The organism is Tolumonas osonensis, assembly GCF_014202415.1.
Lineage (GTDB): Bacteria > Pseudomonadota > Gammaproteobacteria > Enterobacterales > Aeromonadaceae > Tolumonas > Tolumonas osonensis.
Window position 1 is genome coordinate 19,196 of record NZ_JACHGR010000007.1, and the last position, 25,113, is coordinate 44,308.

At 51.7% G+C, this 25,113-nt stretch carries 19 protein-coding genes; 11 read left to right on the forward strand and 8 right to left on the reverse strand.

What is annotated here, in order from left to right; genetic code table 11:
• Window positions 1-17: 17 nt before the first annotated feature.
• The 4 genes from HNR75_RS10440 to HNR75_RS10455 all read left to right on the forward strand — a co-directional run bounded on the left by HNR75_RS10440 (window position 18) and on the right by HNR75_RS10455 (window position 5,821).
• Window positions 18-1,286, forward strand: a complete 1,269-nt coding sequence (locus HNR75_RS10440; RefSeq protein WP_188027137.1) for a YeaH/YhbH family protein — start codon at window positions 18-20, stop codon at window positions 1,284-1,286.
• An 11-nt stretch (window positions 1,287-1,297) separates the two neighbouring features.
• Window positions 1,298-2,815, forward strand: coding sequence for a SpoVR family protein (locus HNR75_RS10445; RefSeq protein ID WP_188026919.1), 1,518 nt, complete (start codon window positions 1,298-1,300; stop codon window positions 2,813-2,815).
• A gap of 202 nt (window positions 2,816-3,017) precedes the next feature.
• A complete protein-coding gene (gene lon / locus HNR75_RS10450) occupies window positions 3,018-5,411 on the forward strand; it encodes an endopeptidase La (protein ID WP_188026920.1) in 2,394 nt (797 codons plus the stop codon).
• A 218-nt stretch (window positions 5,412-5,629) separates the two neighbouring features.
• Window positions 5,630-5,821, forward strand: coding sequence for a hypothetical protein (locus tag HNR75_RS10455; RefSeq protein WP_188026921.1), 192 nt, complete (start codon window positions 5,630-5,632; stop codon window positions 5,819-5,821).
• Between the two features lie 64 nt (window positions 5,822-5,885).
• Here HNR75_RS10455 and HNR75_RS10460 read toward each other — a convergent pair whose 3' ends face one another.
• Both HNR75_RS10460 and HNR75_RS10465 read right to left on the reverse strand, forming a co-directional pair.
• Window positions 5,886-7,037, reverse strand: coding sequence for an iron-containing alcohol dehydrogenase (locus HNR75_RS10460; RefSeq protein WP_188026922.1), 1,152 nt, complete (start codon window positions 7,035-7,037; stop codon window positions 5,886-5,888).
• A 104-nt stretch (window positions 7,038-7,141) separates the two neighbouring features.
• Window positions 7,142-7,969 (reverse strand): helix-turn-helix domain-containing protein, encoded by an 828-nt coding sequence (locus HNR75_RS10465; RefSeq protein ID WP_188026923.1) that lies wholly within the window; start codon window positions 7,967-7,969, stop codon window positions 7,142-7,144.
• A gap of 299 nt (window positions 7,970-8,268) precedes the next feature.
• Here HNR75_RS10465 and rhaB point away from each other — a divergent pair, with 299 nt between their 5' ends.
• The 5 genes from rhaB (at window position 8,269) to HNR75_RS10490 (ending at window position 14,832) form a co-directional block, all read left to right on the forward strand.
• The gene (gene rhaB / locus HNR75_RS10470; RefSeq protein WP_188026924.1) at window positions 8,269-9,759 is read left to right on the forward strand and encodes a rhamnulokinase; all 1,491 of its coding nucleotides are present in this window, start codon (window positions 8,269-8,271) and stop codon (window positions 9,757-9,759) included.
• Window positions 9,756-11,015 (forward strand): L-rhamnose isomerase, encoded by a 1,260-nt coding sequence (locus HNR75_RS10475; protein ID WP_188026925.1) that lies wholly within the window; start codon window positions 9,756-9,758, stop codon window positions 11,013-11,015. Before rhaB ends, HNR75_RS10475 begins: the two co-directional genes overlap by 4 nt.
• Window positions 11,016-11,215: 200 nt before the next feature.
• Window positions 11,216-12,244 carry an L-rhamnose/proton symporter RhaT gene (gene rhaT, locus HNR75_RS10480; RefSeq protein ID WP_188026926.1) on the forward strand — a complete coding sequence of 343 codons (1,029 nt, stop codon included), beginning with the start codon at window positions 11,216-11,218 and terminating at the stop codon, window positions 12,242-12,244.
• 12 nt (window positions 12,245-12,256) lie between these two features.
• Window positions 12,257-12,571, forward strand: a complete 315-nt coding sequence (rhaM, locus tag HNR75_RS10485) for an L-rhamnose mutarotase (protein ID WP_188026927.1) — start codon at window positions 12,257-12,259, stop codon at window positions 12,569-12,571.
• A 167-nt stretch (window positions 12,572-12,738) separates the two neighbouring features.
• Window positions 12,739-14,832: a glycogen debranching protein gene (locus tag HNR75_RS10490; protein WP_188026928.1), complete on the forward strand. Its 2,094-nt coding sequence runs from the start codon at window positions 12,739-12,741 to the stop codon at window positions 14,830-14,832.
• Between the two features lie 43 nt (window positions 14,833-14,875).
• Here the strand turns inward: HNR75_RS10490 and rhaD are convergent, their stop codons facing one another.
• The 4 genes from rhaD to HNR75_RS10510 form a co-directional block, all read right to left on the reverse strand.
• Window positions 14,876-15,703 (reverse strand): rhamnulose-1-phosphate aldolase, encoded by an 828-nt coding sequence (rhaD, locus tag HNR75_RS10495; RefSeq protein WP_188026929.1) that lies wholly within the window; start codon window positions 15,701-15,703, stop codon window positions 14,876-14,878.
• A 254-nt stretch (window positions 15,704-15,957) separates the two neighbouring features.
• Window positions 15,958-17,496, reverse strand: coding sequence for a DHA2 family efflux MFS transporter permease subunit (locus tag HNR75_RS10500; protein ID WP_188026930.1), 1,539 nt, complete (start codon window positions 17,494-17,496; stop codon window positions 15,958-15,960).
• A gap of 11 nt (window positions 17,497-17,507) precedes the next feature.
• Window positions 17,508-18,716: an HlyD family secretion protein gene (locus HNR75_RS10505; protein ID WP_223157874.1), complete on the reverse strand. Its 1,209-nt coding sequence runs from the start codon at window positions 18,714-18,716 to the stop codon at window positions 17,508-17,510.
• 21 nt (window positions 18,717-18,737) lie between these two features.
• The gene (locus HNR75_RS10510; protein WP_188026931.1) at window positions 18,738-20,189 is read right to left on the reverse strand and encodes an efflux transporter outer membrane subunit; all 1,452 of its coding nucleotides are present in this window, start codon (window positions 20,187-20,189) and stop codon (window positions 18,738-18,740) included.
• Window positions 20,190-20,290: 101 nt separating this feature from the next.
• Between HNR75_RS10510 and HNR75_RS10515 the strand changes: the two genes are divergently transcribed.
• Window positions 20,291-20,890 (forward strand): TetR/AcrR family transcriptional regulator, encoded by a 600-nt coding sequence (locus HNR75_RS10515; RefSeq protein WP_188026932.1) that lies wholly within the window; start codon window positions 20,291-20,293, stop codon window positions 20,888-20,890.
• A 126-nt stretch (window positions 20,891-21,016) separates the two neighbouring features.
• Complete coding sequence (locus HNR75_RS10520) at window positions 21,017-21,604, forward strand: RcnB family protein (RefSeq protein WP_223157875.1); 588 nt, start codon at window positions 21,017-21,019, stop codon at window positions 21,602-21,604.
• A 38-nt stretch (window positions 21,605-21,642) separates the two neighbouring features.
• Here HNR75_RS10520 and rhtA read toward each other — a convergent pair whose 3' ends face one another.
• Window positions 21,643-22,509: a threonine/homoserine exporter RhtA gene (rhtA, locus tag HNR75_RS10525; RefSeq protein WP_188026933.1), complete on the reverse strand. Its 867-nt coding sequence runs from the start codon at window positions 22,507-22,509 to the stop codon at window positions 21,643-21,645.
• A 171-nt stretch (window positions 22,510-22,680) separates the two neighbouring features.
• Entirely contained in the window at window positions 22,681-25,113 is a 2,433-nt protein-coding gene (locus HNR75_RS10530; RefSeq protein ID WP_188026934.1) for a formate C-acetyltransferase/glycerol dehydratase family glycyl radical enzyme, read from the reverse strand.

Consider the following 25,113-nt stretch of genomic DNA (forward strand, 5'->3'; position numbering starts at 1 on the left):
ATGAGGAGATGAAAGCTATGGTCCATTTCATCGACCGACGATTGAATGGTAAAAACAAAAGTGCGGTGAACCGGCAACGGTTCATCCGCCGCTATAAATCGCAGATCAAAAAAGCGGTATCCGATGCTGTGGCCAAACGCAGTATTCAGGATGTCGAAAACGGCGAAAGCATCAGCATTCCGACCCGGGATATTACTGAGCCGGTGTTCCACCAGGGTAAAGGGGGTCACCGGGAAATGGTACATCCCGGTAATGACCGTTTTGTGACCGGTGAACATATTGATCGCCCGGAAGGTGGTGGTCAGGGTGGCGGCAGTGGCAGTGGCGATGCCAGTGACAGTGGTGAAGGCAGTGATGATTTCATCTTCCAGATTTCCAAGGATGAATATCTGGATCTGCTGTTTGACGATCTGGAACTGCCCAACATGGAGAAAAACCAGATCGCCAAACTGGTCGAGACCAAACATGTGCGCGCCGGTTACACCTCAAACGGCGTGCCGACCAACATCAATATTGTGCGCTCACTGCAAAACTCACTGGCGCGTCGGGTTGCCATGCAAACCGGCAAGAAACGTCAGCTGGCCGAGCTGGAAGCGCAGTTAGCCGCGCTGGGCAATGCGGAGGAAAATGCCAGCGAGCGTCTGCTGCTGGAAAAAGAAATTGCCGAGCTGAAACGCCGTATCGAGGCGGTGCCGTTCATCGACACGTTTGATTTGCGCTTCAATAATTTTGTAAAACGCCCGGTTCCTTCCAGCCAGGCGGTGATGTTCTGTCTGATGGACGTTTCCGGATCCATGGATCAGCCGACCAAGGATATGGCGAAACGTTTTTACATTCTGCTCTATCTGTTTTTAACCCGGACGTACAAAAACGTGGAGGTGGTTTTCATCCGCCATCACACCCAGGCAAAAGAAGTTAACGAACACGATTTCTTCTACTCACAGGAAACCGGCGGCACCATCGTATCAAGCGCGCTGGAACTGATGAGTGAAATCATGCACAGCCGTTATCCGGCCAGTGAGTGGAATATTTACGCCGCACAGGCGTCTGACGGTGATAACTGGGCGGATGATTCGCCGCACTGCCGCCAGTTGCTGGAACAGCAGATCCTGCCGTGGGTCCGCTATTTTTCCTACATTGAAATCACAACCCGTGCCCACCAGAGTTTGTGGTTCCAGTATGAAGAACTGGCGAAACAATTCCCGTACTTTGCCATGGAGAATATTCGCAAACAGGAAGATATCTATCCGGTATTCCGCGAATTATTTAAGAAACAGGCCGCCTGACAGGAGGGAGCATGAGCGAAATCAGCAGAACAGCCCTGCCCGACGGGCCGGACTGGACATTTGAATTACTGGATGTTTACCAGAAGGAAATCGAGCGGGTCGCCAGACACTACCGGCTCACGACCTATCCGAATCAGATTGAAGTCATCACTGCCGAACAGATGATGGACGCGTATTCCAGTGTCGGGATGCCTATCGGTTATCACCACTGGTCGTTCGGGAAAAAATTTATCTCCACCGAGCAACATTACAAACGCGGCCAGATGGGGCTGGCCTACGAGATTGTTATTAACTCCGATCCTTGTATTGCCTATCTGATGGAGGAAAACAGTATCACCATGCAGGCGCTGGTCATGGCGCATGCCTGCTACGGACATAACTCGTTTTTCAAAAATAACTATCTGTTCAAGACCTGGACGGATGCCAGCTCGATCATCGACTATCTGGTGTTTGCCCGGCATTACATCTCGCACTGTGAAGAAAAATACGGCATCGACGAGGTGGAGTCTCTGCTGGATGCCTGTCATGCACTGATGAATTACGGGGTGGATCGGTACAAGCGTCCGCAGAAACTGTCTTTGTCTGAAGAACGGCGCCGGCAAAAACGCCGCGAAGAGTATCTGCAAAGTCAGGTCAACGAACTGTGGCGGACACTGCCCAAACGCCGTCAGCAGGAGGATGATGCCTTACTGGGTCAGCGCTATCCGGTCGAACCGGAGGAAAACATTCTCTATTTCCTGGAGAAGAATTCGCCGATTCTGGAACCGTGGCAACGTGAAATCATTCGTGTCGTACGCAAAATCAGTCAGTATTTTTACCCGCAGAAACAGACTCAGGTCATGAATGAAGGCTGGGCGACATTCTGGCATTACACCATCCTGAATCATCTGTATGACGAAGGGAAAGTGACCGATCGCTTCATGCTGGAGTTTCTGCACAACCACACCAATGTGGTGGCTCAACCGCCATATAACAGCCCCTACTACTCCGGTATTAATCCGTATGCGTTGGGTTTTGCCATGTTCCAGGACATCCGGCGGATTTGTGAAAATCCGACAGAAGAGGATCGGCACTGGTTCCCGGATTACGCCGGTAGTAACTGGCTGGACACACTGCACTATGCGATGGAGAACTTTAAGGATGAGAGCTTTATCAGCCAGTTCTTAAGTCCGAAAGTGATGCGCGATTTTCATCTGTTTGCTATCGAAGATGATGATCAGAAAAACTACATCGAAGTTTCGGCCATTCATAACGAGGAGGGTTACCGCCAACTGCGGCAGAAACTTTCAGCGCAATACAACCTGGGCGAACATGAACCCAACATTCAGGTATATAACGTTGACCTGCGTGGCGACCGGAGTCTGACGCTGCGCTATTACGCCAATAATCGCATCCCGCTGGCTGATTCCGCGCAGGAGGTGATGCGACATCTGCATCATATCTGGAAATTCAATGTCATTCTGGAACAGGAGAATCCGGACGGACAGGTTTCTGAAATAGCCGCAATACGCAAACCGGCCCATTCCTGAGCCGCCGCCACTCATGGTCTGATGTGAAAACTGTGAGTGGCCTTTTCCCCCATCCTGTCAAATTCAGGATAACAACCACTGCATCAGTTCACACTCCAGGGCTAACTCCCCATCCGCATTACAGTTTTTGACTATGCTTATCTTGAATACCTCAGTCCCGACCCCATTTTAAATTCATCATTTGCTGAAACAGGTACGTGATATGAGTAATGAGCAAGAACATGTAACGACTGACGAACACGCTAAAACCGGGCTGATTCTGGCCGGTCAGGAACGGCCGGCTCAGCTTCATATCATTCCCATCCAGGGCAGGCCTTTCCTGCCAGCCCAAATCCTGCCGGTACAGATCCAGGCCAATCCCTGGGGCAAAACCATTGAACGGGTTGCCAGAACCACGCACAAGATGGTGGCGCTGTTCCGCATTGGTGATAACGTCGCCGATGCCACCGTGCTGAAAGATGTCGTTCCCAAAACAGGCTGTGCGGTACGCATTTTACAGGCCAGCAGCGGTGAGGGTGAAATCCAGTTTGTCGCTGAAGGCGTGCAGCGGGTGGAAATCACCAACTGGTTAACCGACCGGCCACCTTATCTGGTCGAAGTCAAATACATGGAAAGCAAACCGGATGAGTCGGATACCGAACTGAAAGCCTATGCCATGGCGCTGATCGGCGCGCTGAAAGAGCTGCTTCCCATCAATCCGCTTTACAGTGAAGAACTGAAGCAATACATGAACCGCTTCAGTCCGAACGACCCAGCCCCGCTGGCCGATCTGGCCGCCGCCATCACATCCGCTTCCCCTGATGAATTGCAGGAAGTGCTGGATACGGCTGATCTGATCCCGCGGATGAAAAAATCACTGGCGATCCTCAAAAAAGAGATCGAAGTCGCCAAACTGCAGACGCAGATCCGGGAAGAGGTGAACAAGACCATCAGTGAACGGCAACGCGAGTTTTTCCTGCATGAACAACTCAAGGTGATTCAGAAAGAGCTCGGACTGGAAAAGGACGATAAAACCGCAGAAGCCGAGAATTTCCTAGCCCGGATGAAAGACCGGAAAGTGCCGGAAGCAGTACAGGACCGTTTCGATGAAGAGCTGAAAAAGCTGCGAATACTGGAGGCAGGTTCACCGGAATATGCTGTCACCCGTAACTACCTGGACTGGATCAGTCAGGTGCCATGGGGCGTGGAAAAACAACAAAGTATCGACCTGAAAAAAGCACGGAAAATTCTGGATAGAGACCATGATGGCCTGGATGATGTCAAAGACCGGATCATCGAATTTCTGGCAGTCGGCGCTTATAAAAAAGCCATCAGTGGTGCCATTATGCTGCTGGTCGGCCCGCCGGGTGTCGGCAAGACCTCAATAGGCCGGTCGATCGCCAATAGTCTGGATCTGCCCTTCTACCGCTTCAGCGTCGGCGGTATGCGGGATGAAGCGGAAATCAAAGGTCACCGCCGGACGTATATAGGTGCTCTGCCGGGTAAAATCGTGCAGGCGCTGAAAGAGTGTAAGGTGATGAATCCGGTGATCATGCTGGATGAAATCGACAAGCTCGGTATCAGCCATCAGGGGGATCCGGCGTCTGCCTTACTGGAAACGCTCGATCCGGAGCAAAACATTAACTTCCTGGATCATTACCTCGATCTGCGGCTGGATTTATCCAAGTGTCTGTTTATCTGTACCGCTAATACGCTGGACTCCATCCCGCCAGCATTACTGGATCGTATGGATACCATCCGGTTGTCCGGCTATCTGGCTGATGAGAAACTGGCGATCGCCCGTCACCATCTCTGGCCTCGCCAGCTGGAGCGGGCCGGTGTACCGAAAGGTAAACTGCGCATTACTGACGGTGCCGTCCGCAGTATTATCGAAGGTTACGCCCGTGAGGCCGGTGTCCGGAATCTGGAAAAACAACTGGCTAAAATCGTGCGGAAATCCGTGGTGGAACTGCTAAGTGAAGGTGATGATAAAAAAATCACCATCAAGGCCGCCAACCTCGAACATTACCTGGGCAGCCCGCAATTTCGCAAAGAGAAAAATCTCAGCGGCGTCGGGATTGTCACCGGCCTGGCATGGACGTCGCTGGGTGGTGCCACTCTGCCAATTGAAGCCAGTGTTGTCCACCAGCAAGGGCGCAGTTTCAAACTGACAGGCCAGTTGGGTGATGTAATGAAGGAGTCGGCTGAGCTGGCCTACAGCTTCGTGACCAGCCATCTGCATGAACTGAATGCCAGTCCGGAATTCTATGACAAGGCGGCCATTCACCTGCATGTACCGGAAGGCGCAACGCCCAAAGACGGCCCCAGCGCCGGTGTCACCATGGCCAGCGCCCTGCTCTCTCTGGCGCTGAACCGGGCGCCGGTGAAAGGTTTTGCCATGACCGGAGAGCTGACCCTGACCGGGCATGTCCTCGCGATTGGCGGTGTGCGGGAGAAAGTGATTGCCGCCAAACGCCTTGGCATCCACCAGATCATTGTCCCGGAGGCAAACCGGGGGGATGTGGAAGAGCTGCCGGACTATGTTAAGGAAGGAATGAGTTTTCACTTCGCCCGTTACTTCCGGGATGTCGCCAAACTGCTGTTTCCACCACTTTAGCTATCTGCAGGCAGTGTCTGTCCGGCACTGCCCTGCTCCTTTTGATACCTTTCTTTGTATAGTGCGATTCTGTTCACAAAACATACATTTATCTTTTATTGTCATATTTTTTCCCCTGATTAATGGCATCATCTGGTACAGAAGTTTGGCTGTTTTTTGAACTTTACAAGTAAATCACTGTCCAAATAACTGGTACTTACTGCACAAGGAGCAAGGCCATGCAAAGAGTTGACTATACCCGGATAAGATCCCACGTATTCGAGACCCTCGAGGGCTATAACTCTCCCTATCAGGAAGCCAAAAAAATGTGCGTGCAAAATGGCTATCCATTTGGAATTCGGGAAGAGCAGATGGTATCTAATGCGATCAGTGAATTTCACGGCTGGCGTGAAAATTTACCTGAAATCTGAGAGCCGGAAGCGTTCGTTTTTTCATCTTAAGCCCGCCTGCACAGCGGGCTTTTTTAATCAAGAATCAGAATGCCGCCTGATACAGCGCCAGTAATTCTTCGTTTGATGCCTTGCGTGGCGCACAACCGGAACATGGATCGGCCTGTGCAGCGTCAACCCAGCCAGCCAGATCGGATTGTTTAATGCCCAGCGCACTCAAACCGGCCGGAATACCAACCCGCTCAGACAGTGTACGGATGGCCGCAATCGCCGCCTTTGCCGCTTCCGACGTAGTCATGGCGTGTGTATCGACACCCATCGCAGTTGCAATGTCCGCAAAACGCGCTTCTTTCACCGGCAGGTTAAATTCGCAAACCACTGGCAGCATGATGGCATTGCAGACACCGTGCGGCAGGTTGTGTGTTGCGCCCGGCTGATGCGCCAGCGAGTGTACATAGCCCAAACCGGCACTGTTGAACGCCATCCCGGCCAGGAACTGGCCATGCGCCATCATCTCGCGGGCTGTCAGATCTTTGCCGTTATCGACCGCCTGTGGCAGATATTCGGCAATCACCTTGATTGCCGCCAGTGCGGAATGATCGGTCAGGACATGCGCACCGACAGACACATAGGCTTCAATCGCATGAGTCAGCGCATCCATACCGGTTGCCGCTGTCACCGCTGCCGGCAGACCCACCATCAGCGCCGGATCGTTGACCGCAATTTCAGGGATCAGCGCGCTATCGATAATCACCATCTTCACCTTGCGGTTCGTATCGGTGATCACCGCATTACTGGTGACTTCGGCGGCGGTACCTGATGTGGTGCTGACGCAGGCCATAAACGGCCCGACCTTGCCTACCTTGCCGATACCTTCAAAGGAATAGATTGATTTGTCCGGATTGGCCGCCATGGCACGTACAGCTTTGGCTGTGTCCATCGCACTGCCGCCACCGAAACCAATCAGTGAGTCACACTGTCCGGCTTTAAACGCACTGAATGCCGCTTCGGCGACTTTATCCGTCGGGTTCGCCAGCACGCCATCAAAGATCACCGGTGAAAAACCGGCATCCCGCAGCGAGCTGATCAGTCCATCCAGCAGACCGATTTTCAGCAACGCCTGTTCTGTTACGATGAGTGGGCGGCGGATTGATTTATTCAGTAAATGAGCAACCAGATCAACCAGTGCGTTTTCACCTGACAGACTAATTTGTGGTAAACAAAGTGCAAAGGCCATAGCATATATCCTATATCCATGTGATTAATAGGGTAATGCTAGTTGGCGGAATGAGGGCAAACCTTAAATTAACTGCCAATAAAAAATTATTATTGGCATTTTTTTCAAGAATTTTTATAGCGCTTGCGGTATTGCATTGGCGTCATATCAAACGCCTGATGAAATTTTGAAGAAAAATAATTGCTGTCGTTAAATCCGCATGAAAATGCGATATCCGTCACAGCATCTTGTGAATGACTTAACAGATAAGAAGCATGACATAAACGCACTCGCCCAAGATAATTATTCGGGGTCAGTCCGGTATGTTCCTGCAATTTACGGTTCAGCGTCCGCAGCGGAATATTGAACTTATCAGAAATTTCTGTCCAGTTAAGTTCGTCCTGATAGTTTTCATTAATATAGTTGATTAATGTCAATAGATTATCCTGCTCTTCCGAGCGGAACTTTTTATTGAGTTCACGATCCCGCCACAAGAGAACCGCCAACTGGGAAAACAAGGTTTCTACCATTAACGAAGAATAAGTATCCTGCCGTTCATTTTCCTCCCGGATTTGCATTAACAGTAATTCAGCCTGCTGCTGAATATTCTGACCCACCATGATCTGTCCGGAATCGGAACGACAACTTTCAGTCAGTAATGAAATCAAATCTGGAGATGAATGAAACTCATCCGGCATAAACAACACATTCGTCAGGCATAAGTTATCTAATTGATCAAAGAAATGCACATCTTCGTCTTTCAGATACAGAATACTGCCGCGACTCACATGAATAGCCCGGCCATCGCAAAAATGAATACCGCATCCGGACTTTACCAGTACAAGCTCATGAAAATCATGACAATGCTCAGGAAACGGTTCCTGTGGCAATCGAGGTAATACATTGATTACCTTATTATTATCAAAAAATTCATTGTGATTAAGCTTAAACATAGTAACTCCGGAAGGACGACATCAGCGTTGTGATGGTGGCGCTAAAGTGGTCTTACCAGTATCCAATGTCAACAAATGCGCAATAATGCTGTGATCGTTTTCACTAAAAGAATGGAACGTATCAAAAACAGATTCAAACCAGGCTCATACAATAAATTTGAGCCATATCACAATTCCGCACAGCTGATAGGGTTTCTTGATTTTTATGCCATGAATTAATAAATCGTGGCATTAGAAAAAAGGTTAAGTGACATCCGTAATTCTAAAGTTGCAACATCTGAATTAACGGAGTCAGCACAATGTCAGTCAATGTTGCAGCGATTGATTTGGGAGCTTCAAGCGGCCGCGTCATGCTAGCCAAATATAATGAAAGCTCCCGGTTAATTAAATTAAAAGAAGTTCATCGCTTCCCTAATAGCATGATTAAAAAAGAAGGTCATGATTGCTGGGATATTGAATCTATCTTTGAAAACATTTTATTTGGTCTGAATAAAATTGATGAAGAAGGCATTAAATTAGATTCTGTTGGTATTGATTCCTGGGGCGTTGATTTTGTCCTGCTGGATAAAAGCGGGAAAATGCTGGGCCTGCCAGTGGCGTATCGTGACAGCCGTACCGATGGCGTACCGGAACAGGTCATGCAGGAAATCAGCCGTGCCGATATTTATCAGCGCACCGGTATTCAGTTTCAGAAATTTAATACTCTGTATCAGATCAAAGCTATTTTAAATGAAAATCCGGCATGGTTACCACAGGTCGATAAATTACTGCTTATCCCGGATTATTTACATTATCGCTTGAGCGGTAAATTCAGCTGCGAATATACCAATGCCAGTACCAGCCAGTTATTAAATGCCAAAAACTGCGACTGGGATCCGGAACTGGAAAAAGTGATTGGTATCGCTGCTAACTGGTTACAACCAATTACCCAGCCGGGAACCGTTATTGGTGAATGGATCAGCCCGTCTGGTCATGCGGTAAAAGTCATTCCACCCGCAACGCATGATACCGGTTCGGCCATTGCGGCCACGCCGCTTAGCAGTTCCAAATCGGCGTATATCAGCTCTGGTACCTGGTCACTGGTAGGTATGGAAAGCCACTACCCGGTCACCTCGATTGAAACCCTGAAAGCCAACCTGACCAATGAAGGTGGTGTGGAACGGACTTATCGCATCCTGAAAAACGTCATGGGTCTGTGGCTGTTACAAGGTTTGCAGAAAGAGCTGAGCAACCTGAGTTTTGCCGATCTGACTTCGCTGGCGGAGGATGCACCGGCATTCCAGTACCTGATCAATCCGAATGATGAACGCTTCCTGAATCCGGCGTCCATGCGACTGGAAATCCAGGCGTATTGCGAAGAAACCGGTCAGGGCTGCCCTACGCTGCCCAGCGAGCTGGCGCGCTGTATTCTCGACAGTCTGGCGCTGTATTACCGCGTCGTGGTCGATGAGCTGGAAGAAGTCACTGGCCGTCCGGTGGAGACCATTCATATCGTCGGTGGCGGTTCCAAAAACAAGCTGCTGAACCGTCTGTGTGCCGATATTTGTCAGCGTGAGGTCATTACCGGACCAACGGAAGCCTCGGCGCTGGGCAATATCGGCTATCAGCTGAAAGGCCTGGAGGCCCTGCCGGATCTGAAAGCCGTGCGGGCCGTCATCAAACACAACTTTATTGGTGAACATCTGACACCGGACTCTGTACCGCAGCTCGAAGTTCACTGGCAACGTTTTCTGAAACTCTGCGCGAAGAAAACACAACCCCTCTCTGAGAAAACAAAGGAAGTAGCATGAACCCAAATATCGAAACTGCCTATGCTCTGGCAAAACAACAATATGCCGCACAAGGTGTTGATGTCGATGCAGCCATTGCTGCACTGGATAACATCCCGGTCTCCATGCATTGCTGGCAGGGTGATGATGTTACTGGTTTTGAAGCCAGTGCAGGTGCACTGACCGGTGGTATTCAGGCCACGGGGAACTATCCGGGCAAAGCACGTAGTGCAGCAGAACTGCGTCAGGATCTGGAACTGGCCATGTCACTGATCCCGGGTGCCAAACGTTTGAACCTGCACGCCATTTATCTGGAATCTGAACAGCCGGTCGCGCGTGATCAGATCAAGCCGGAACATTTTGCCAACTGGGTGGAATGGGCGAAGAAAATGAACATCGGCCTGGATTTCAACCCAAGCTGCTTCTCTCACCCACTGAGCGCCGATGGCCTGACACTGTCACATCCGGATGCCAAAGTGCGCCAGTTCTGGATCGACCACTGCAAAGCCAGCCGTCGCATTTCAGCTTACTTCGGTAAAGAGCTGGGTACCGCGTCTGTGATGAACATCTGGATCCCGGATGGCATGAAAGACCTGCCGGCGGATCGTTTGGCACCACGTCAGCGCCTGCTGGCCGCACTGGATGAAGTGATCAGCGAGAAATTCGACGAAGCTCATCACATTGATGCTGTCGAAAGCAAACTGTTCGGTATCGGCGCGGAATCCTACACCGTCGGTTCCAACGAGTTCTACATGGGTTACGCCGCATCACGCAATGTTGCGCTGTGTCTGGATGCAGGCCATTTCCATCCGACCGAAGTGATCAGCGACAAGATCTCTGCCGCTTCACTGTATGTGAAACACCTGTTGCTGCACGTCAGCCGTCCGGTTCGCTGGGACAGTGACCACGTGGTACTGCTGGACGATGAAACCCAAGCGATTGCCACTGAAATCGTGCGTAACGAGCTGCTGGATCGCGTGCATATCGGTCTGGACTTCTTCGATGCCTCAATCAACCGCATCGCGGCGTGGGTGATCGGTACCCGCAACATGAAAAAAGCGCTGCTGCGTGCCCTGCTGGAGCCAACCCAGACTCTGCGCGATGTCGAAGCAAAATGGGATTTCTCCAGCCGTCTGGCACTGATGGAAGAAACCAAGAGCATGCCATGGCAGGCCGTGTGGGATTACGTCTGTGCCCGTAACGGCGTGGCTGTCGGTGCTGACTGGCTGGCTACCGTTAAAAACTATGAAACCGAAGTATTAGCAACCCGGAAATAAACCGGTCCGGGCAGTCATTCCCTTGTTTTGTAGGAAGGATCACCCGGGGGGACCAGGTGGTCTTTCCGGAAAATAAGGGTTACTGCCAGGGCAGCCGGAAAATTCCAAAAACATGTATTGATTCGCAGTAGTAACGAGATCCCCGTGACATGACACCCCGATCACGGGATATATAACACGCACACACAAAGGAAATTACTATGTCTGCAATTGTATCTGGTATCGGCTGGCATCTGGTTGGTGCCGCATCCGCTGCTTCTTTTTATGCACCAATCAGTAAAGTAAAACAATGGTCGTGGGAAACTACCTGGGCGTTTGCCGGTCTGTTCTCCTGGATCCTGTTACCCTGGATTGTCACTTCGTTCCTGATTGATGACTTTGCTTCATTTTATAGCGTGGTCGACAGCAAAGCCTTCTGGGGTATGCTTCTGTTCGGCGCCATGTGGGGTGTCGGTAACGTTAACTACGGTCTGACCATGCGTTATCTGGGTATGTCGCTGGGGATCGGGATTGCCATTGGTGTCACGCTGGTCGTAGGTACCCTGATGCCACCGATTTTGCGCGGTGAATTCGGTACGTTGCTGACAACGTCCAGTGGTCAGATCACGCTGATGGGTGTGCTGGTTGCGCTGGTTGGTATCGGTATTGTGACTTATGCCGGTCATCAGAAAGAAATCGCTCTGGGCACCACCACACAGGAATTTAACCTGAAGAAAGGTCTGTTCCTGGCGGTCATGTGCGGTATTTTCTCGGCTGGCTTTGCCTTCGGTCTGGAAGCGGCTGCCCCAATCAAACAAGCTTCTCTGGCACTGGGAATTGATCCGCTGTACGCCATGTTGCCAAGTTACGGCATCATCATGGGTGGTGGCGCGCTCATCAACCTGAGCTATTGCTTCATCCGTCTGGCGATCAAACCTGAATTGTCTGTGCGTGCCGATCTGTCACAACCTGCACGCAGCTTGCTGATCAACGGCGCACTGGCAGCGGCTGGCGGCATCATGTGGTACCTGCAGTTCTTCTTCTATGCCTGGGGTGAAGCAAGCATTCCGGAACACCTGTCTTTCGTGAACTGGATGCTGCACATGAGTGGTTATGTGCTGTGTGGTGGTATCGTCGGTCTGCTGCTGGCTGAATGGAAAGGTGTCGGTTCCCGTCCGGTACGTATCCTGTGCATCGGTATGCTGGTGATCGTTGCCGCGGCCAACCTGGTTGGTATGGGCATGGCATAAGGAAGAACCAGAATGATCCGTAAAGCCTTTTTAATGTCAGTCAACCCAAATGCGCATGCCGAATACAAAAAACGTCATGACGAAATCTGGCCGGAACTGGCAGACACACTGAAAAAACACGGGGCGCATAACTACAATATTTTCCTGAATCCGGAAACAAGTCAGTTATTCGCTTATGTTGAAATCGAGAGCGAAGAGCGCTGGAATGCAGTCGCCAACACTGAGATCTGTAAAGAATGGTGGGCATATATGAAAGATATTATGCCTTCCAATCCGGATAACAGCCCGGTTAGTCTCGAATTAACATCGGTGTTTTATCTGGCATAGTTTTTCAACTTAGTCCGGCAGTGGCAGTATCAAGATGGAATATATAATACGCAGTTTGTTTATATACGCCGTTTTGATACTGCCACTGTTTTTATCCTAAAATGAAACAAGTCTGACTAACACTTCTTCTATACTTTTTATCAGAGTTACGTTGCTCTGAGAGAAAAATGACATCACGAAAAATATCGGCCGGTCACTGCCGCCAGTTGGGTGCTACACCCGAGGCACACGGAACTAACTTTGCCATCTGGGGGCGACTGGCGAAGTCCATGGAGCTACTGCTGTTCAGTTCTGAAAAAGATGAACAGCCGGACGTGATCCCCCTGACCAGTGAAGAGCACCGTTCCGGTTATTACTGGCATGTCCACGTCGGTGGCGTCGGAGCCGGTCAGTTATATGCCTGGCGGGTAAAAGACGTGCTGGTCACGCTACCCGGCAACCGTTTTGATCCGGAAAAAGCGCTGCTGGACCCTTACGGTCACCGCATTGTGCTGGGTGACAGCTATAATCGGCAATGCTCTTCCGCGCACGGCAGTAATCTGCATTGCTGCGCGAAAAATGTCGTGACCGACCTGCGACACTATGACTGGGAAGATGACCATTTTCCCCGGCATGCCCTCTCTCGTTCCGTCATTTATGAAATGCATGTGGGCGGATTTACCAAAGATCCTTCTTCCGGCCTGCCGGATTATCTGCGCGGCACCTACGCCGGTGTGATCAAAAAAATCCCTTATCTGCAGGAACTGGGCGTTACCGCTGTTGAACTGCTGCCGGTCTTTCAGTTTGATCCGCAGGATGCCCGGCCGGGTAAACAAAATTACTGGGGTTACAGCCCGATGGGCTTTTTTGCGCCGCATGCCGAATATGCCAGCGATGGATCCCATCTCGGTGTCCTGAATGAATTTCGCGATATGGTCAAAGCGCTGCATAAGGTGAATATCGAGGTCATTCTGGATGTGGTTTATAACCATACAGCGGAAGGTGGCGATGACGGACCGGTGTTCTGTTTCCGGGGATTAGACAACGACGCCTTTTATACCCTGGATGAACAGTTTCACAGTACCAATTACTCCGGTTGCGGCAATACGTTGGATGCCTCGCACCCGATGACCAAAAAAATGATCACCGACAGCCTGCGTTTCTGGCGGGAGGAGATGCACATCGATGGTTTCCGGTTTGATCTGGCGGCCATTTTATCCCGGGATGGTTTTGGTCAGCCAATGAATGATCCACCGACAATACGCACGATTGATGGCGACTATTCGCTGGCAGATACCAAGCTGTTTGCCGAAGCCTGGGACGCCGGCGGATTATATCTGGTCGGGAGAATGGCCGGCGATCGCTGGCGCGAATGGAATGGCCGGTTCCGGGATGATGTTCGCCGGTTTATCAAGGGTGACAATGGCATGGTTTCGGCTTTCGCCACGCGCCTGATCGGCAGTCCGGATATCTATCATCCGGAATTCTCGGATCCGTATAAAAGTCTCAATTTCATTACCTGTCATGACGGTTTCACCCTATGGGATCTGGTCAGCTACAACCGGAAACATAATGAAGCCAATGGCGAACATAACCGTGACGGCAGCAATGATAACCACAGCTGGAATCACGGCACTGAGGGCCCGAGCGATGATCCTGCGCTGAACGCGTTGCGGTTACGTCAGGCGAAAAATTTGTTCCTCATTAATCTGATGTCGGTCGGAACGCCGATGATTCTGATGGGAGATGAAATACTCAGAACGCAGTCTGGTAATAACAATGTGTATTGTCAGGATAATCCGCTCAGCTGGATGAACTGGAAACCGGGGTTACATGGCCGGGAAATGCAGCGGTTTGTGACCGAACTGATGCGTTACCGTTCGGTGTTAAAAGAAGAGCCCCGCTTCTTTTTTTCTCTGGAACAAGCGCTGGTAAGTGCCAACGTAGACTGGCACGGGGCTTTGCCTTTCCAGCCTGACTGGAGTGAAAACTCGCATTCCCTAGGCCTGACGGCTTACGATACCGGGCATGGTGTCGACGTGTATGCTTTTTTCAACGCCTGGTGGGAACCACTGACCCTCACGCTGCCTGCTCCACCCCATTATCCGGCCGGCAACTGGAAGCGGGTTGTGGATACCGGTTTATTGCCGCCGGAAGACATTACGCCACTAGGCTGCGAATATGCGGTCATTCATGCGTCTGAATATCGCGTGGCTCCCCGTTCGGTGCTGATTCTGGTCTGCCGGACACCGTTTAATCCGCCCGTAAAAAAAGAGCCATGATGATTCATGGCTCTTTGTAACAACAACAGCACTGAATACAGGATTACAGATTGAAGGTTTCCTTCAGTTCCTGCATATCCTTGTCACTGACCCCTTCCGGCTCAAAACCGCTGGCCAGACACATCAGATGCAGCTTGGCGCCTTTATTGGCCACATCAATAAAATCGTACGCTACCAGCGCATCAGCGCCGGTCGACACGGCACCGTGTTTTTCCCAGATCGCGACATCAAACTGGCGCAATTTGGCCGTGGTGCTGTCCGCCATCACTTTGCTGCCCGGCATGCAATACGGCACCATACCAATCCCTTTCGGTACGAATGCGCGCACTTCCGGCAGCATCTTCCAGCAGGCATTGGTATAGGCTGTTTCATCATGCGCGTATTTCGGATGATGCGACAGGGCGATCAGTTCCAGCGGATGGGTATGCACCACGCAGCGGTGATCAGAACCGGCGCGTTGCTTATCCATGACGATCTCGACATGCGAGATAAATTCGCTGGTTGGTTTGTAATCGGCTTTGCCACGACCGCCCCACAGAATATGGTAACCGGCTGCATGATCGTCGATGCGCAGCACACAACCCGCCAGTTCCGGGTCACGCAGTTCACGGATACGTTCGCCGGTTCCTTTCACAAAGAAAATATGACCGGCACTGTCAGCCGGAAATGCGGCTGCGCCACCAACCATACTCAGCGGACAGTGCGGGAAGGCTTCCAGCGAAGCCGGAACATCACCGAAAATTTCAGTGATATCAACAGAGATATTACCGCCATTCCGCTCGGCCCATTCACGCTGCCACAAATAGGAAGCCACTTCGGTCACTTTCTCAATTTCAGCCAGTACAGCGGCATTCAGTTCTATCTTACTCATCGGCTACCCCAATATAGTGTCTGATTAGTCATGAACTGAAGCCGGATAACTACTCAGCAGCATTTCAGTTCTGGATTGAGACAAAGTTTATGGAAACCGGGGGATAGTTACCTTCAGCGATTGGCCAAAAATCGGTAATGGGTGGCCGTATTTCCAAGGAGGGAAACGGATCCGGGATATCCGCAAAAAATGAAAAAAACCGGCTTTATAAAAAAGCCGGAAAACATCCACCAACAAAGAAACGATGAGTCAGATTAATGTACAGATGAGGTATCGACCGCCCGGGTCGGCCGTGGGGCCAGCCAGATCACGAAAGCGGCGACTGTGAAGATAACGGCGATCACCATGAAGATCTGGTTAGTTGCCACCATGACGCTCTGCCCCTGCAACATCCAGTCCATGATCCCCCGGGTTTGATCCATCCCCATGCCAGCATTGGTCATAGCCTCCGTGGCCGCACCCGACTGGTCGGTTAATCCGGCCATCTCGGCTTTGACATACCGGGTCTGGTTTTCCCATGAAGTATTCACCATGGAGGTCGCAAAGGCACCGGACAGCGTCCGGATGAAATTCATCAGTCCGGCGGCCGAATCCATTTCCCGGTCCATCACACAACCCAGCGCAATGGCGGTCAGCGGCACGAAAAACAACGGCATACCGATCCCTTGGAATAACATCGGCAGACTCACCTGCCAGAACGTCATGTCCATGTTGGCGTGACTGCGGAACAAAGTCCAAATACCCAGCCAGAGCACCCCGATAAACACCAGCGGTCGCGGATCGATCTTCGTTGCCAGATTCGCAATGGCCGGCGCCAGGAAGATGGCCAGCACCCCCATCATCGCCGTGGAATAACCGGCAATCGTCGCGGTATACCCCATGTAGATCTGCAACCAGAGCGGCGTCAGTACGGTAATACCGAAGAAGGCGCCAAACCCGAGCGACAGCGTCAGCATACTGGTTGTATAACCACGGTGACGGAACACTTTCAGATCCACCACCGGATTACGCTCTGTCAGCTCCCAGATCAGGAAGGCGACAAAACCAATCAGTGCGATGATGCCTAACGTCACAATCCGCCCGGATTCAAACCAGTCATGATCCTTGCCTTCATCCAGCATGATCTGTAACGCAGCTACCCAGACCACCAGCAGCACCAGCCCGACCAGATCCATACGGGATTTGGTTGCTTTGGTTTCAAACTGCTGCAGCAGTTTCCAGCACAGTAACCCGGCGACGATCGCAAATGGCGTCTTCACGAAGAAGATGTACGGCCAGCTGAACTGATCACAGAGGATCCCACCCAGAATCGGCCCCATGATCGGTGCCACCAGCGTGGTCATACTCCAGATCCCGATCGCGGCATGACTTTTATCTTTCGGGAAAATACGGATCATCAGCGTCTGCGATAACGGCATCAGCGGACCACCCGCGAAGCCCAGGAATACGCGGAACAGCACCAGCATATTCATGCTGGTCGCCATGCCACATAACGCAGAAAAAATACCGAACATGATCAGACAAGTCACAAACACCCGCATCGCCCCGAAGCGGGATGCCAGCCAGCCGGTCAGCGGTACCGAGATCGCCTCAGCCACCGCATACGACGTAATGACATAGGTGCCCTGACTGGTCGATGTGCCCAGACTTCCGGCAATATTCGATACCGACACGTTCGCAATGGTGGTATCGAGGATCGCCAGAAAGTTCGCCATCGCCAGGCAGATAGCGCCCAGTGCCAGCTTGCCGCCGGATAACGGCTGCGGGAAGTTATCGGATGATGAACTACTCATCATTCACCGCCTTAACCCTGACGATCAGTGGAATGTGATGCATGTTCCGCAACCGCTTCTTTTATAACCGGAGCCGATGTATCAATCGTTGCTTCCATGGATAAACCAACCTGCAACGGGCGATGTTTCATCTCATTTGCATCCAGCGTAATACGCACCGGTAACCGTTGAACCACCTTGATCCAGTTACCGGTCGCATTCTGCGCCGGAATCATGGAGAACGCTGAACCGGTACCACCGGACAGGCCACTCACTACGCCGTGATAAACCACTTTGTCGCCGTAAATATCCGCAGTCACTTCAACCGGCTGACCGATTTTTACATCGCGTAATTCCACTTCCTTGAAGTTCGCATCCACGTGAATATTCTGGGTTGGTACCACACTCAGCAGGGGCGCACCAATCTGAACCCGGCGACCAACCTGTACCTGACGTTTGGCGATGGTGCCATCGACCGGCGCTTTAATCACGGTACGGTCCAGATCCACCTTCGCCTGTTCATAGCGGGCTTTGGCCAGCAAGACTTCCGGGTTGGTTTCGACAGTGGCATCAACGGTTAATGCCGCATTCGCCTTCTTCGAACCAATGGTAGACAAACGATTGGCCACGCTCTGTGCCGCCGCTGCTTTGGCCGCAGTCAGATTCGCCTCCGCCTGAGCCAGTGCATTCTTCGCATTCGTCAGCTCTTCACCGGAAACCGAACCAGAAGCCAGCAGTGCCTGACGACGCTGCATATCCACCTGCGCGCGCGCCAGATCCGCCTGTGCCGCGGCCAGCTGAGCCTGCGCCCGTTTCTCATCCGCCTCACGCGCTTTCACCTGCGCCGCCAGGCCTTCATCATTGGCCAGATAGCTGCGCACACGACGTTTCGCCAGTCCCAGATCGGCTTCCGCCTGCGCTAATGCCAGACGCGCATCGGTATCGTCCAGCACCACCAGCACATCCCCCTGTTTGACCTGCTGGGTATCCACCACATTGACCGATTTGACGATACCGCCCACCGCCGGCGTGACTTCCGCCAGCTCAACCGCGGTATACGCATTGTCGGTAGTCACATAATGGGATGCGACAAAATACCAGTAAGAACTGTAACCAACTCCTGCCAGGACGATTGCCGCCGCCAGGCCCATAAACCCTTTTTTGCGGGAATCAGCAGCACGCGGCGCATCAAAATCATCATCAAACTGATCAATCGTGATATCTGAATTCATCTGAGTCATTTTTCTAATCCTGTATTGAAATCAAGAACGAGGAGTCTGGTAACCACCGCCTAACGCGTGGATCAGGGCTACATCAAGAGAGAAGGAACGGGACTGCAAATTCACCAATGCGCGCTGGCTGTTCAGCCAGGCATCTTCTGCAGTCAGCACATCCAGATAAGTCGCCAGACCACCGCGATAACGGTTATTGGCGATCTGATACGCGTCATGCGCCGAATTCACGGCGTCTTCGGTTTTTTCCAGCTGACCTTTCAGAGCTTTGGCGCTGGTCGCCACATCGGCCACATTGCGCAGTGCCTGGGTCACGGTATTGTTGTAACTGGCCACCGATTCTTCATACATCGCTTCGGCGGAAGTCAGCTGTCCCTGTAACCGGCCACCGGTGAAAAGAGGCAGATAAATCGCCGGACCAATACTGCCTGCGTCATTGCCTGATTTCGTCAGGTTATCCAGACCAAACGACTGATACCCGATAAACGCAGAAAGACTGACATCCGGATAGAACTGCGCCTTCGCAATACCTATCCGTTTGGCGGCTGCTTCGGCCCGCCAGCGGGCTGCCGTTACATCCGGACGACGGCCGAGCAGACCAACGCCAGCATCATCAGGCAAACCAAATGCGCGGGATAACTGGATGCTAGGACGCGCAATGGATAATCCGCGATCCGGCCCTTTCCCCAGCAAAGCCGCCAGCGCATTTCGCTGCAGCTGAATGTTCTCGTCGATACTCAGCAGATCAGCTTCGGCATTCGCCTGCAGCGCCTCGGCCTGGCGGACGGGCCCCTGGGTTTCCAGACCATTGCGGAAACGTTGCGTCATCAGCTCCACCGTTTTCTTACGGATATCCAGCGCAGAAACTGCGGTATCCCGGTTCGCATACAAGCGGGCCAGTTCCGCATATGACTGCGCAATGGAGGTGGACAGCATCAGTCGGGCCGATTCTGTTTCAGCCTGCGCCGCCGCATAATCCGAGGTCGCAGCCGCTACGGCGGCCTTGTTTTTACCCCAGAAATCGAAGTCGTAACTGAAGTTCAGGGTCGCAGAGCCATAGTCATTCCAGTCACGCGGCGGGTTATAGGCCTGATACTGATAACTGACTTTGGTTTCAGAGGCAGACAACGCCATGCCGGCCTGAATATACCGGGACGCCCCTGCCTGCCGGGCCACGCCTTCCGCATTTTTCAGCCGGGCTGCCGCCGCTTTCAGGGAGGGTGCATCGCTGAGCGCCTCTTCAATCAATTGGCTTAACTGAGCATCGCTATAACTCGTCCACCATTTATGCTCAGGCCAGCTGACCTTGAGCTCCGAACTCAATGACTGTGCAGATTCAAAATCGGACGCTGATTTGACAGAAGATAACTGATGATCCGATGTCTGCGCACACGCGCTTAACACCAGAACCGCAACAGGTAACAAGGTAAACGGCCGCCATCTTGCCGCACCGGGCAAGCGTGACGCATGTTGTCTTTTCACTCTGAACCCCCATAACTAAACCGTACCGTACAGTTATACTCTTGACAGACAGAGGCAGTCAAGGAAAACTGAATAAGAGACTTCGTCAAAGGTAAGGATTTATGCGGGTTAAAAGCGAAACACGGCGCCAGGCCATCATTGAAGTAGCCAAAGATGCGTTCATCCGGCAAGGATTTGAAAATACGTCCATGTCAGAAATCGCCAGCCGGGTTGGCGGGTCAAAGGCAACGTTATATAACTACTTCAGTTCCAAAGAAGAAATCTTTGCCGCAGTGATGGAGTCTTCTGCTGCGGAGAAAATTGCAAATGCCTTCAAAATTCTGGAAGACTCTAATGATATCCACACAACCTTAACTGCGTTTGGCATGCATTATCTGCATTCTATTCTCGTCCCGGAAATTATGGCGATCCGGAGAATGGCCCTTAACGAAGCGGATCGGTCTGATATTGGCCGTCACTTTTATGAGAATGGCCCCAAAAGGGGTTGGCTGCTGGTGAGCAATTACCTTCAGCGGCAGATTGAGCAGAAAACACTCCTCCCCTGTGATGCAGGCATCTGCGCCATGCACCTGAAAGCCTTGCTGGAAGCGGAAGTGGCCGAACCCTGCGCACTGGGCGTTATCGAGTCACCTGATGAATCCGAACTGAAAATGATCGTGGAACGGGCAATCTCTGTATTCCTGAGAGCCTATCAGGCATAACTTTTTATCCCGGATTGACTATCCTGTATAAAGAACAGGCGATATTATCGACAGGTAACACCTTGAGTTCAAATGGAAGAAAAAAGCGCAGGGTAGCGAACAAGTCTGATGATCGGAGATAAAAAGATGCCACACTCCCTGAATAGAAAACTGATTCTCACTATGCTTGCCGCCGGGCTTTTCGTGGTGAATCCGGCCTTCGCCGATAAACCGGAAGGGAAAGGAAAACCGGAAAAGATCCAGGAAGTTCCTACAAACAAACAGCACACTCAGTCTCAGAGTAAACAGAGTGCGCAGGGCAAACAGAATGTACAGAATAAACAGCATGTGCAGGCCAAACCTGGTACACAGGATACGCAGGTCAGCACCAAACATCTCCAGACCAGCGATTCGCGTATCACCGTCTATTTTGGCGACCATCACCGCGATGTGATCCGGCAATATTACAGTGACAGCTACCACTCCGGACATTGCCCTCCCGGCCTGGCCAAAAAGAACAACGGTTGTCAGCCACCGGGACAAGCGAAAAAATGGCGTTACGGCCATCCGCTGCCAAGCGACGTGATCTATTATGATTTGCCGCCGCAGGTTGTTATCAGCCTGGGTATCCCGCCGGAAGGTCAGAAATACGTCCGGGTCGCCAGTGACATTCTGCTGATTGCGGTAGGAACCGGACTGGTGCTGGATGCGATTCAGGATCTGAATAATCTATAAGAAAAACAGAACGATAAAGCCTGCATGCGCAGGCTTTTCTATTTGCTCGTCTTAATGGTTAATGTCGCCCCGACAGAAGCAATCATGATGGCCAGCACCGCCGTCCATTGCTGTACCGTCAGACGTTCGCCAATAAGCAGCAGTCCCGAGAAAGCCGCCACCACCGGTTCCAGACTCATCAGTGTGCCGAAGGTCCGCGCCGGAATTTTGGTCAGTGCGATCATTTCCAGTGAAAACGGCAGTGCGGTCGATAAAATCCCGACACCGGTCGCTAATGGCAGCACTTCCGGCGCCAATAATGCCATGCCGTTTTGCCAGATCCCGATGGGCGCAAAACAGATAGCACCGATAAAGGTGCCCAATGCCGCCGTCGCCGCGCCATTTTTCGTGCCTGATTTTTTACCGAAGATAATATACAGCGCCCAGCAGGCGCCTGCCGCCAGTGCATACATGGCTCCCGTAATATCAATATTGGATAAGGAATGGCCGATCGGTAACAGCAGGAGCAACCCGGCGATAGCCAGCACGATCCAGAGAAAATCAATGAGGCGGCGGGAACCCAGTATGGCGACCAGCAACGGGCCGGTAAATTCAAACGCGACGGCCACCCCCAGCGGCAAGGTCAGAATGGACTGATAAAACAGAAAATTCATGCCACCCAGCACCACCCCATACACCAGCAGCGGCGCCAGATTGCCGGCACTCCAACGGGAACGCCACGGCCGGAAAAACAGCATCAGCGCACAGGCACCCACCATCAGACGCAGTGACGTCGCCCCCGCCGCCCCGACGAGCGGAAACAGCATTTTGGCCAGCGAGGCGCCACTCTGCACAGAAACCATGGCAATAACAATGAACAGAACAGGAAGAAAACGACCGGAGAGATTTCCGGAAACAGAAGACATCAGACAACCCATTTACATCGACAAAAGAGAGCGAAAGGATATTTGATCCGGGATCAATAAACCATAACCCGCTAAACGTGTTGTAAAAACTATTTTTCGTGAAGTTTTTATGCGTTAGATAAACCCCGCTTGCGCGGGGTTTCATGACCACTCATTTGATGACGGATGGTATTACGCCAGCGTATGTTCCGTACGGGCAATAATGTCATCCTGGGTGTCAGGAGATAGTGCGGTAAAGAATGCAGAGTAACCCGCCACACGGACCACCAGATCACGGTATTGATCCGGATGCGCTTTCGCAGCCAGTAACGTTTCGCGGGAAACGATGTTGTACTGCACATGCCAACCTTTGTGTACCTCAAAGAAGGTACGCAGCAGCGTCATCAGTTTTTGTCTATCACGTGGCTGTTCCAGACTGATCGGGTTCAATTTCTGGTTCAGCAACACGCCACCCAGAATCGCGGCCGTCGGCAGCTTGCCCAGTGAGTTGAACACGGCGGTAGGGCCATGACTGTCGGTGCCTGACGATGGGCTTGCCCCTTCTGCCAGTGGTGTTTTCGCCTTACGGCCATCCGGTGTGGCCATGGTGCCAGCACCAAATGGTACGTTAGCAGAGATTGAGGATGTACCTGCATAGTAACCACCACCAATCGGACCACGCCCATAACGGGTGTTTTTGTAGTTTTTCAGTTCATCAATATAGCTGTTGTAAGCCTGAACCAGCAGTGCATCCACCGAGTCATCATCGTTACCGTATTTTGGTACCCGGGTTGACAGGATCTGGCGCAGCGCTTCACCATCCGCACCGGCAAAATCATCGGCCAGTTTGGCAGCCAGTTCCTGCTGTGACACTTTCCCGCCGAATACCAGATCACGAACCGCAGCCAGGCTGTTACCGGTATTGGCAATCCCCACCTGCAGACCGGAGACCCAGTCGTATTTCGCGCCGCCCTGCTTGGCGGTCAGACCACGCTCGATACAATCGTCGATTAATGCGGAACAAACGATGTCATGCGCATTTTCTTCCAGCATGGTGTCAATGATGGTATCGATTTCGATGGATTTACGGGTGTAGTAGCGGATCTGACGATCCCACTCCGTCATCACTTCACTGAAATCCGTGAAATTGCCCAGTGACAAGCCTTTATCATGCGGCAGGAACACTTGTCCGGTCGTCGCATCACGGCCTTGTTCCAGCGTCGCCAGCATCACACGGGTAAAGTTCAGGAAGCTCATTCCGGTGCAGCGATAACCCCATTTACCCGGCACCGCCGTTTCGATACAACCAATCGCCGAGTAGTTATAGGCATCTTCCTTCTCGACACCCAGCTTGATGAACTCCGGAATAACAATCTCATCGTTATTGAATGCCGGCATACCAAAACCACAGCGGATCACATCCATACAGGCACTCAGGAAGTCGTTCGAGAGACCCGCATGGTAGCGAACACTCAGGTTAGGCTGTGTTGAACGCAGACGGCCGCAAGATTCCAGAATGGCGTAAGACAATGAGTTCACGGCATCAACCGGCTCACCATTCACCAGCTTCTGGCCACCGATAGTTACGTTCTGGTACATCGGACTACCGGCAGACGATTTGGAATGCAGTGTTGAACGGATCTTGTTCACTTCAAGCAGTTTCAGCCAGCAGCTTTGCAGCAGTTCGATGGCATGTTCTTTCGAAATAGATTGCTCAACTTCAACATCCTGGTGGAACCAAGGATACAAGAACTGATCCATACGACCGAATGACACCGAGTGACCGTTAGATTCAATCTGCAAGAACAGCTGGATGAAGAATGACAGCTGCAGTGCCTGCCAGAAGGTCTTTGCTGGCTGTTCGGCAATAATTTCGCAGTTTTCGGCAATCGCCAGCAGTTCGTCACGACGTTCCGGGCGCGTTTCAGCCGCTGCCATGGATTTGGCTAATGCGGCATATTTTTGGATATGCAGGGTCAGTGCTTCGAAAGAGATCTCTACCGCTTTTAAGAACTGTTCTTTGTGTAAATCAGCCCAGGCCGTCAGATCTAAACGTGCACGGCGTTCAGCCACCTGCTTGCGGATACCTGCGATACCAATTTTCAGTATTTTTTCATAATCGACCGCCATGTGTGCATCACCAGCATTCATGTTGCCTTCAGCCTTGATGATGCCTGAGCTCAGCAGGTCTTTATGCTGTTCTGAAAACAGGGCAAAGCAACGGTCTTTAACTGTCTGACCTTTCCAGAACGGCGCAATTTGATGAACGATGGCCTTATCTTTTTCGGATACGTCAAATCCGGCACCCGGACGGTTGGCTAACTCATCAATTTCAGCAACCACCCAGTCCATGGTGTATTCAGGGAAAATAGGCGCTGCACGCAGATAAGCCCCCTGGTTACCGATGATCAACTCATCGTTATCAATCCAGATAGTACGTTTATCCAAATGGTGAGCTAACGCGATTGCCCGGCGCAGCACCATTGGCTTATCCAGGTTAGCCTGATATGCCTCTGTATAATGTAAAGCACGCTCAGTACAAACGGGTGGTGATACAATTTCGACAAGACGACGTTTATGATTTTTCGTACGCTCTGTCAGTGTATTCAGATCCATATCTGTCAT

Excerpts from the sequence above, each read along its gene's own strand:
- HNR75_RS10440 (WP_188027137.1), top strand. The coding sequence starts at position 18 with ATGGTCCATTTCATCGACCGACGATTGAATGGTAAAAACAAAAGTGCG.
- HNR75_RS10445 (WP_188026919.1), top strand. The coding sequence starts at position 1,298 with ATGAGCGAAATCAGCAGAACAGCCCTGCCCGACGGGCCGGACTGGACA.
- lon (WP_188026920.1), top strand. The coding sequence starts at position 3,018 with ATGAGTAATGAGCAAGAACATGTAACGACTGACGAACACGCTAAAACC.
- HNR75_RS10455 (WP_188026921.1), top strand. The coding sequence starts at position 5,630 with ATGCAAAGAGTTGACTATACCCGGATAAGATCCCACGTATTCGAGACC.
- HNR75_RS10460 (WP_188026922.1), bottom strand. The coding sequence starts at position 7,037 with ATGGCCTTTGCACTTTGTTTACCACAAATTAGTCTGTCAGGTGAAAAC.
- HNR75_RS10465 (WP_188026923.1), bottom strand. The coding sequence starts at position 7,969 with ATGTTTAAGCTTAATCACAATGAATTTTTTGATAATAATAAGGTAATC.
- rhaB (WP_188026924.1), top strand. The coding sequence starts at position 8,269 with ATGTCAGTCAATGTTGCAGCGATTGATTTGGGAGCTTCAAGCGGCCGC.
- HNR75_RS10475 (WP_188026925.1), top strand. The coding sequence starts at position 9,756 with ATGAACCCAAATATCGAAACTGCCTATGCTCTGGCAAAACAACAATAT.
- rhaT (WP_188026926.1), top strand. The coding sequence starts at position 11,216 with ATGTCTGCAATTGTATCTGGTATCGGCTGGCATCTGGTTGGTGCCGCA.
- rhaM (WP_188026927.1), top strand. The coding sequence starts at position 12,257 with ATGATCCGTAAAGCCTTTTTAATGTCAGTCAACCCAAATGCGCATGCC.
- HNR75_RS10490 (WP_188026928.1), top strand. The coding sequence starts at position 12,739 with ATGACATCACGAAAAATATCGGCCGGTCACTGCCGCCAGTTGGGTGCT.
- rhaD (WP_188026929.1), bottom strand. The coding sequence starts at position 15,703 with ATGAGTAAGATAGAACTGAATGCCGCTGTACTGGCTGAAATTGAGAAA.
- HNR75_RS10500 (WP_188026930.1), bottom strand. The coding sequence starts at position 17,496 with ATGAGTAGTTCATCATCCGATAACTTCCCGCAGCCGTTATCCGGCGGC.
- HNR75_RS10505 (WP_223157874.1), bottom strand. The coding sequence starts at position 18,716 with ATGACTCAGATGAATTCAGATATCACGATTGATCAGTTTGATGATGAT.
- HNR75_RS10515 (WP_188026932.1), top strand. The coding sequence starts at position 20,291 with ATGCGGGTTAAAAGCGAAACACGGCGCCAGGCCATCATTGAAGTAGCC.
- HNR75_RS10520 (WP_223157875.1), top strand. The coding sequence starts at position 21,017 with ATGCCACACTCCCTGAATAGAAAACTGATTCTCACTATGCTTGCCGCC.
- rhtA (WP_188026933.1), bottom strand. The coding sequence starts at position 22,509 with ATGTCTTCTGTTTCCGGAAATCTCTCCGGTCGTTTTCTTCCTGTTCTG.
- HNR75_RS10530 (WP_188026934.1), bottom strand. The coding sequence starts at position 25,113 with ATGACAGATATGGATCTGAATACACTGACAGAGCGTACGAAAAATCAT.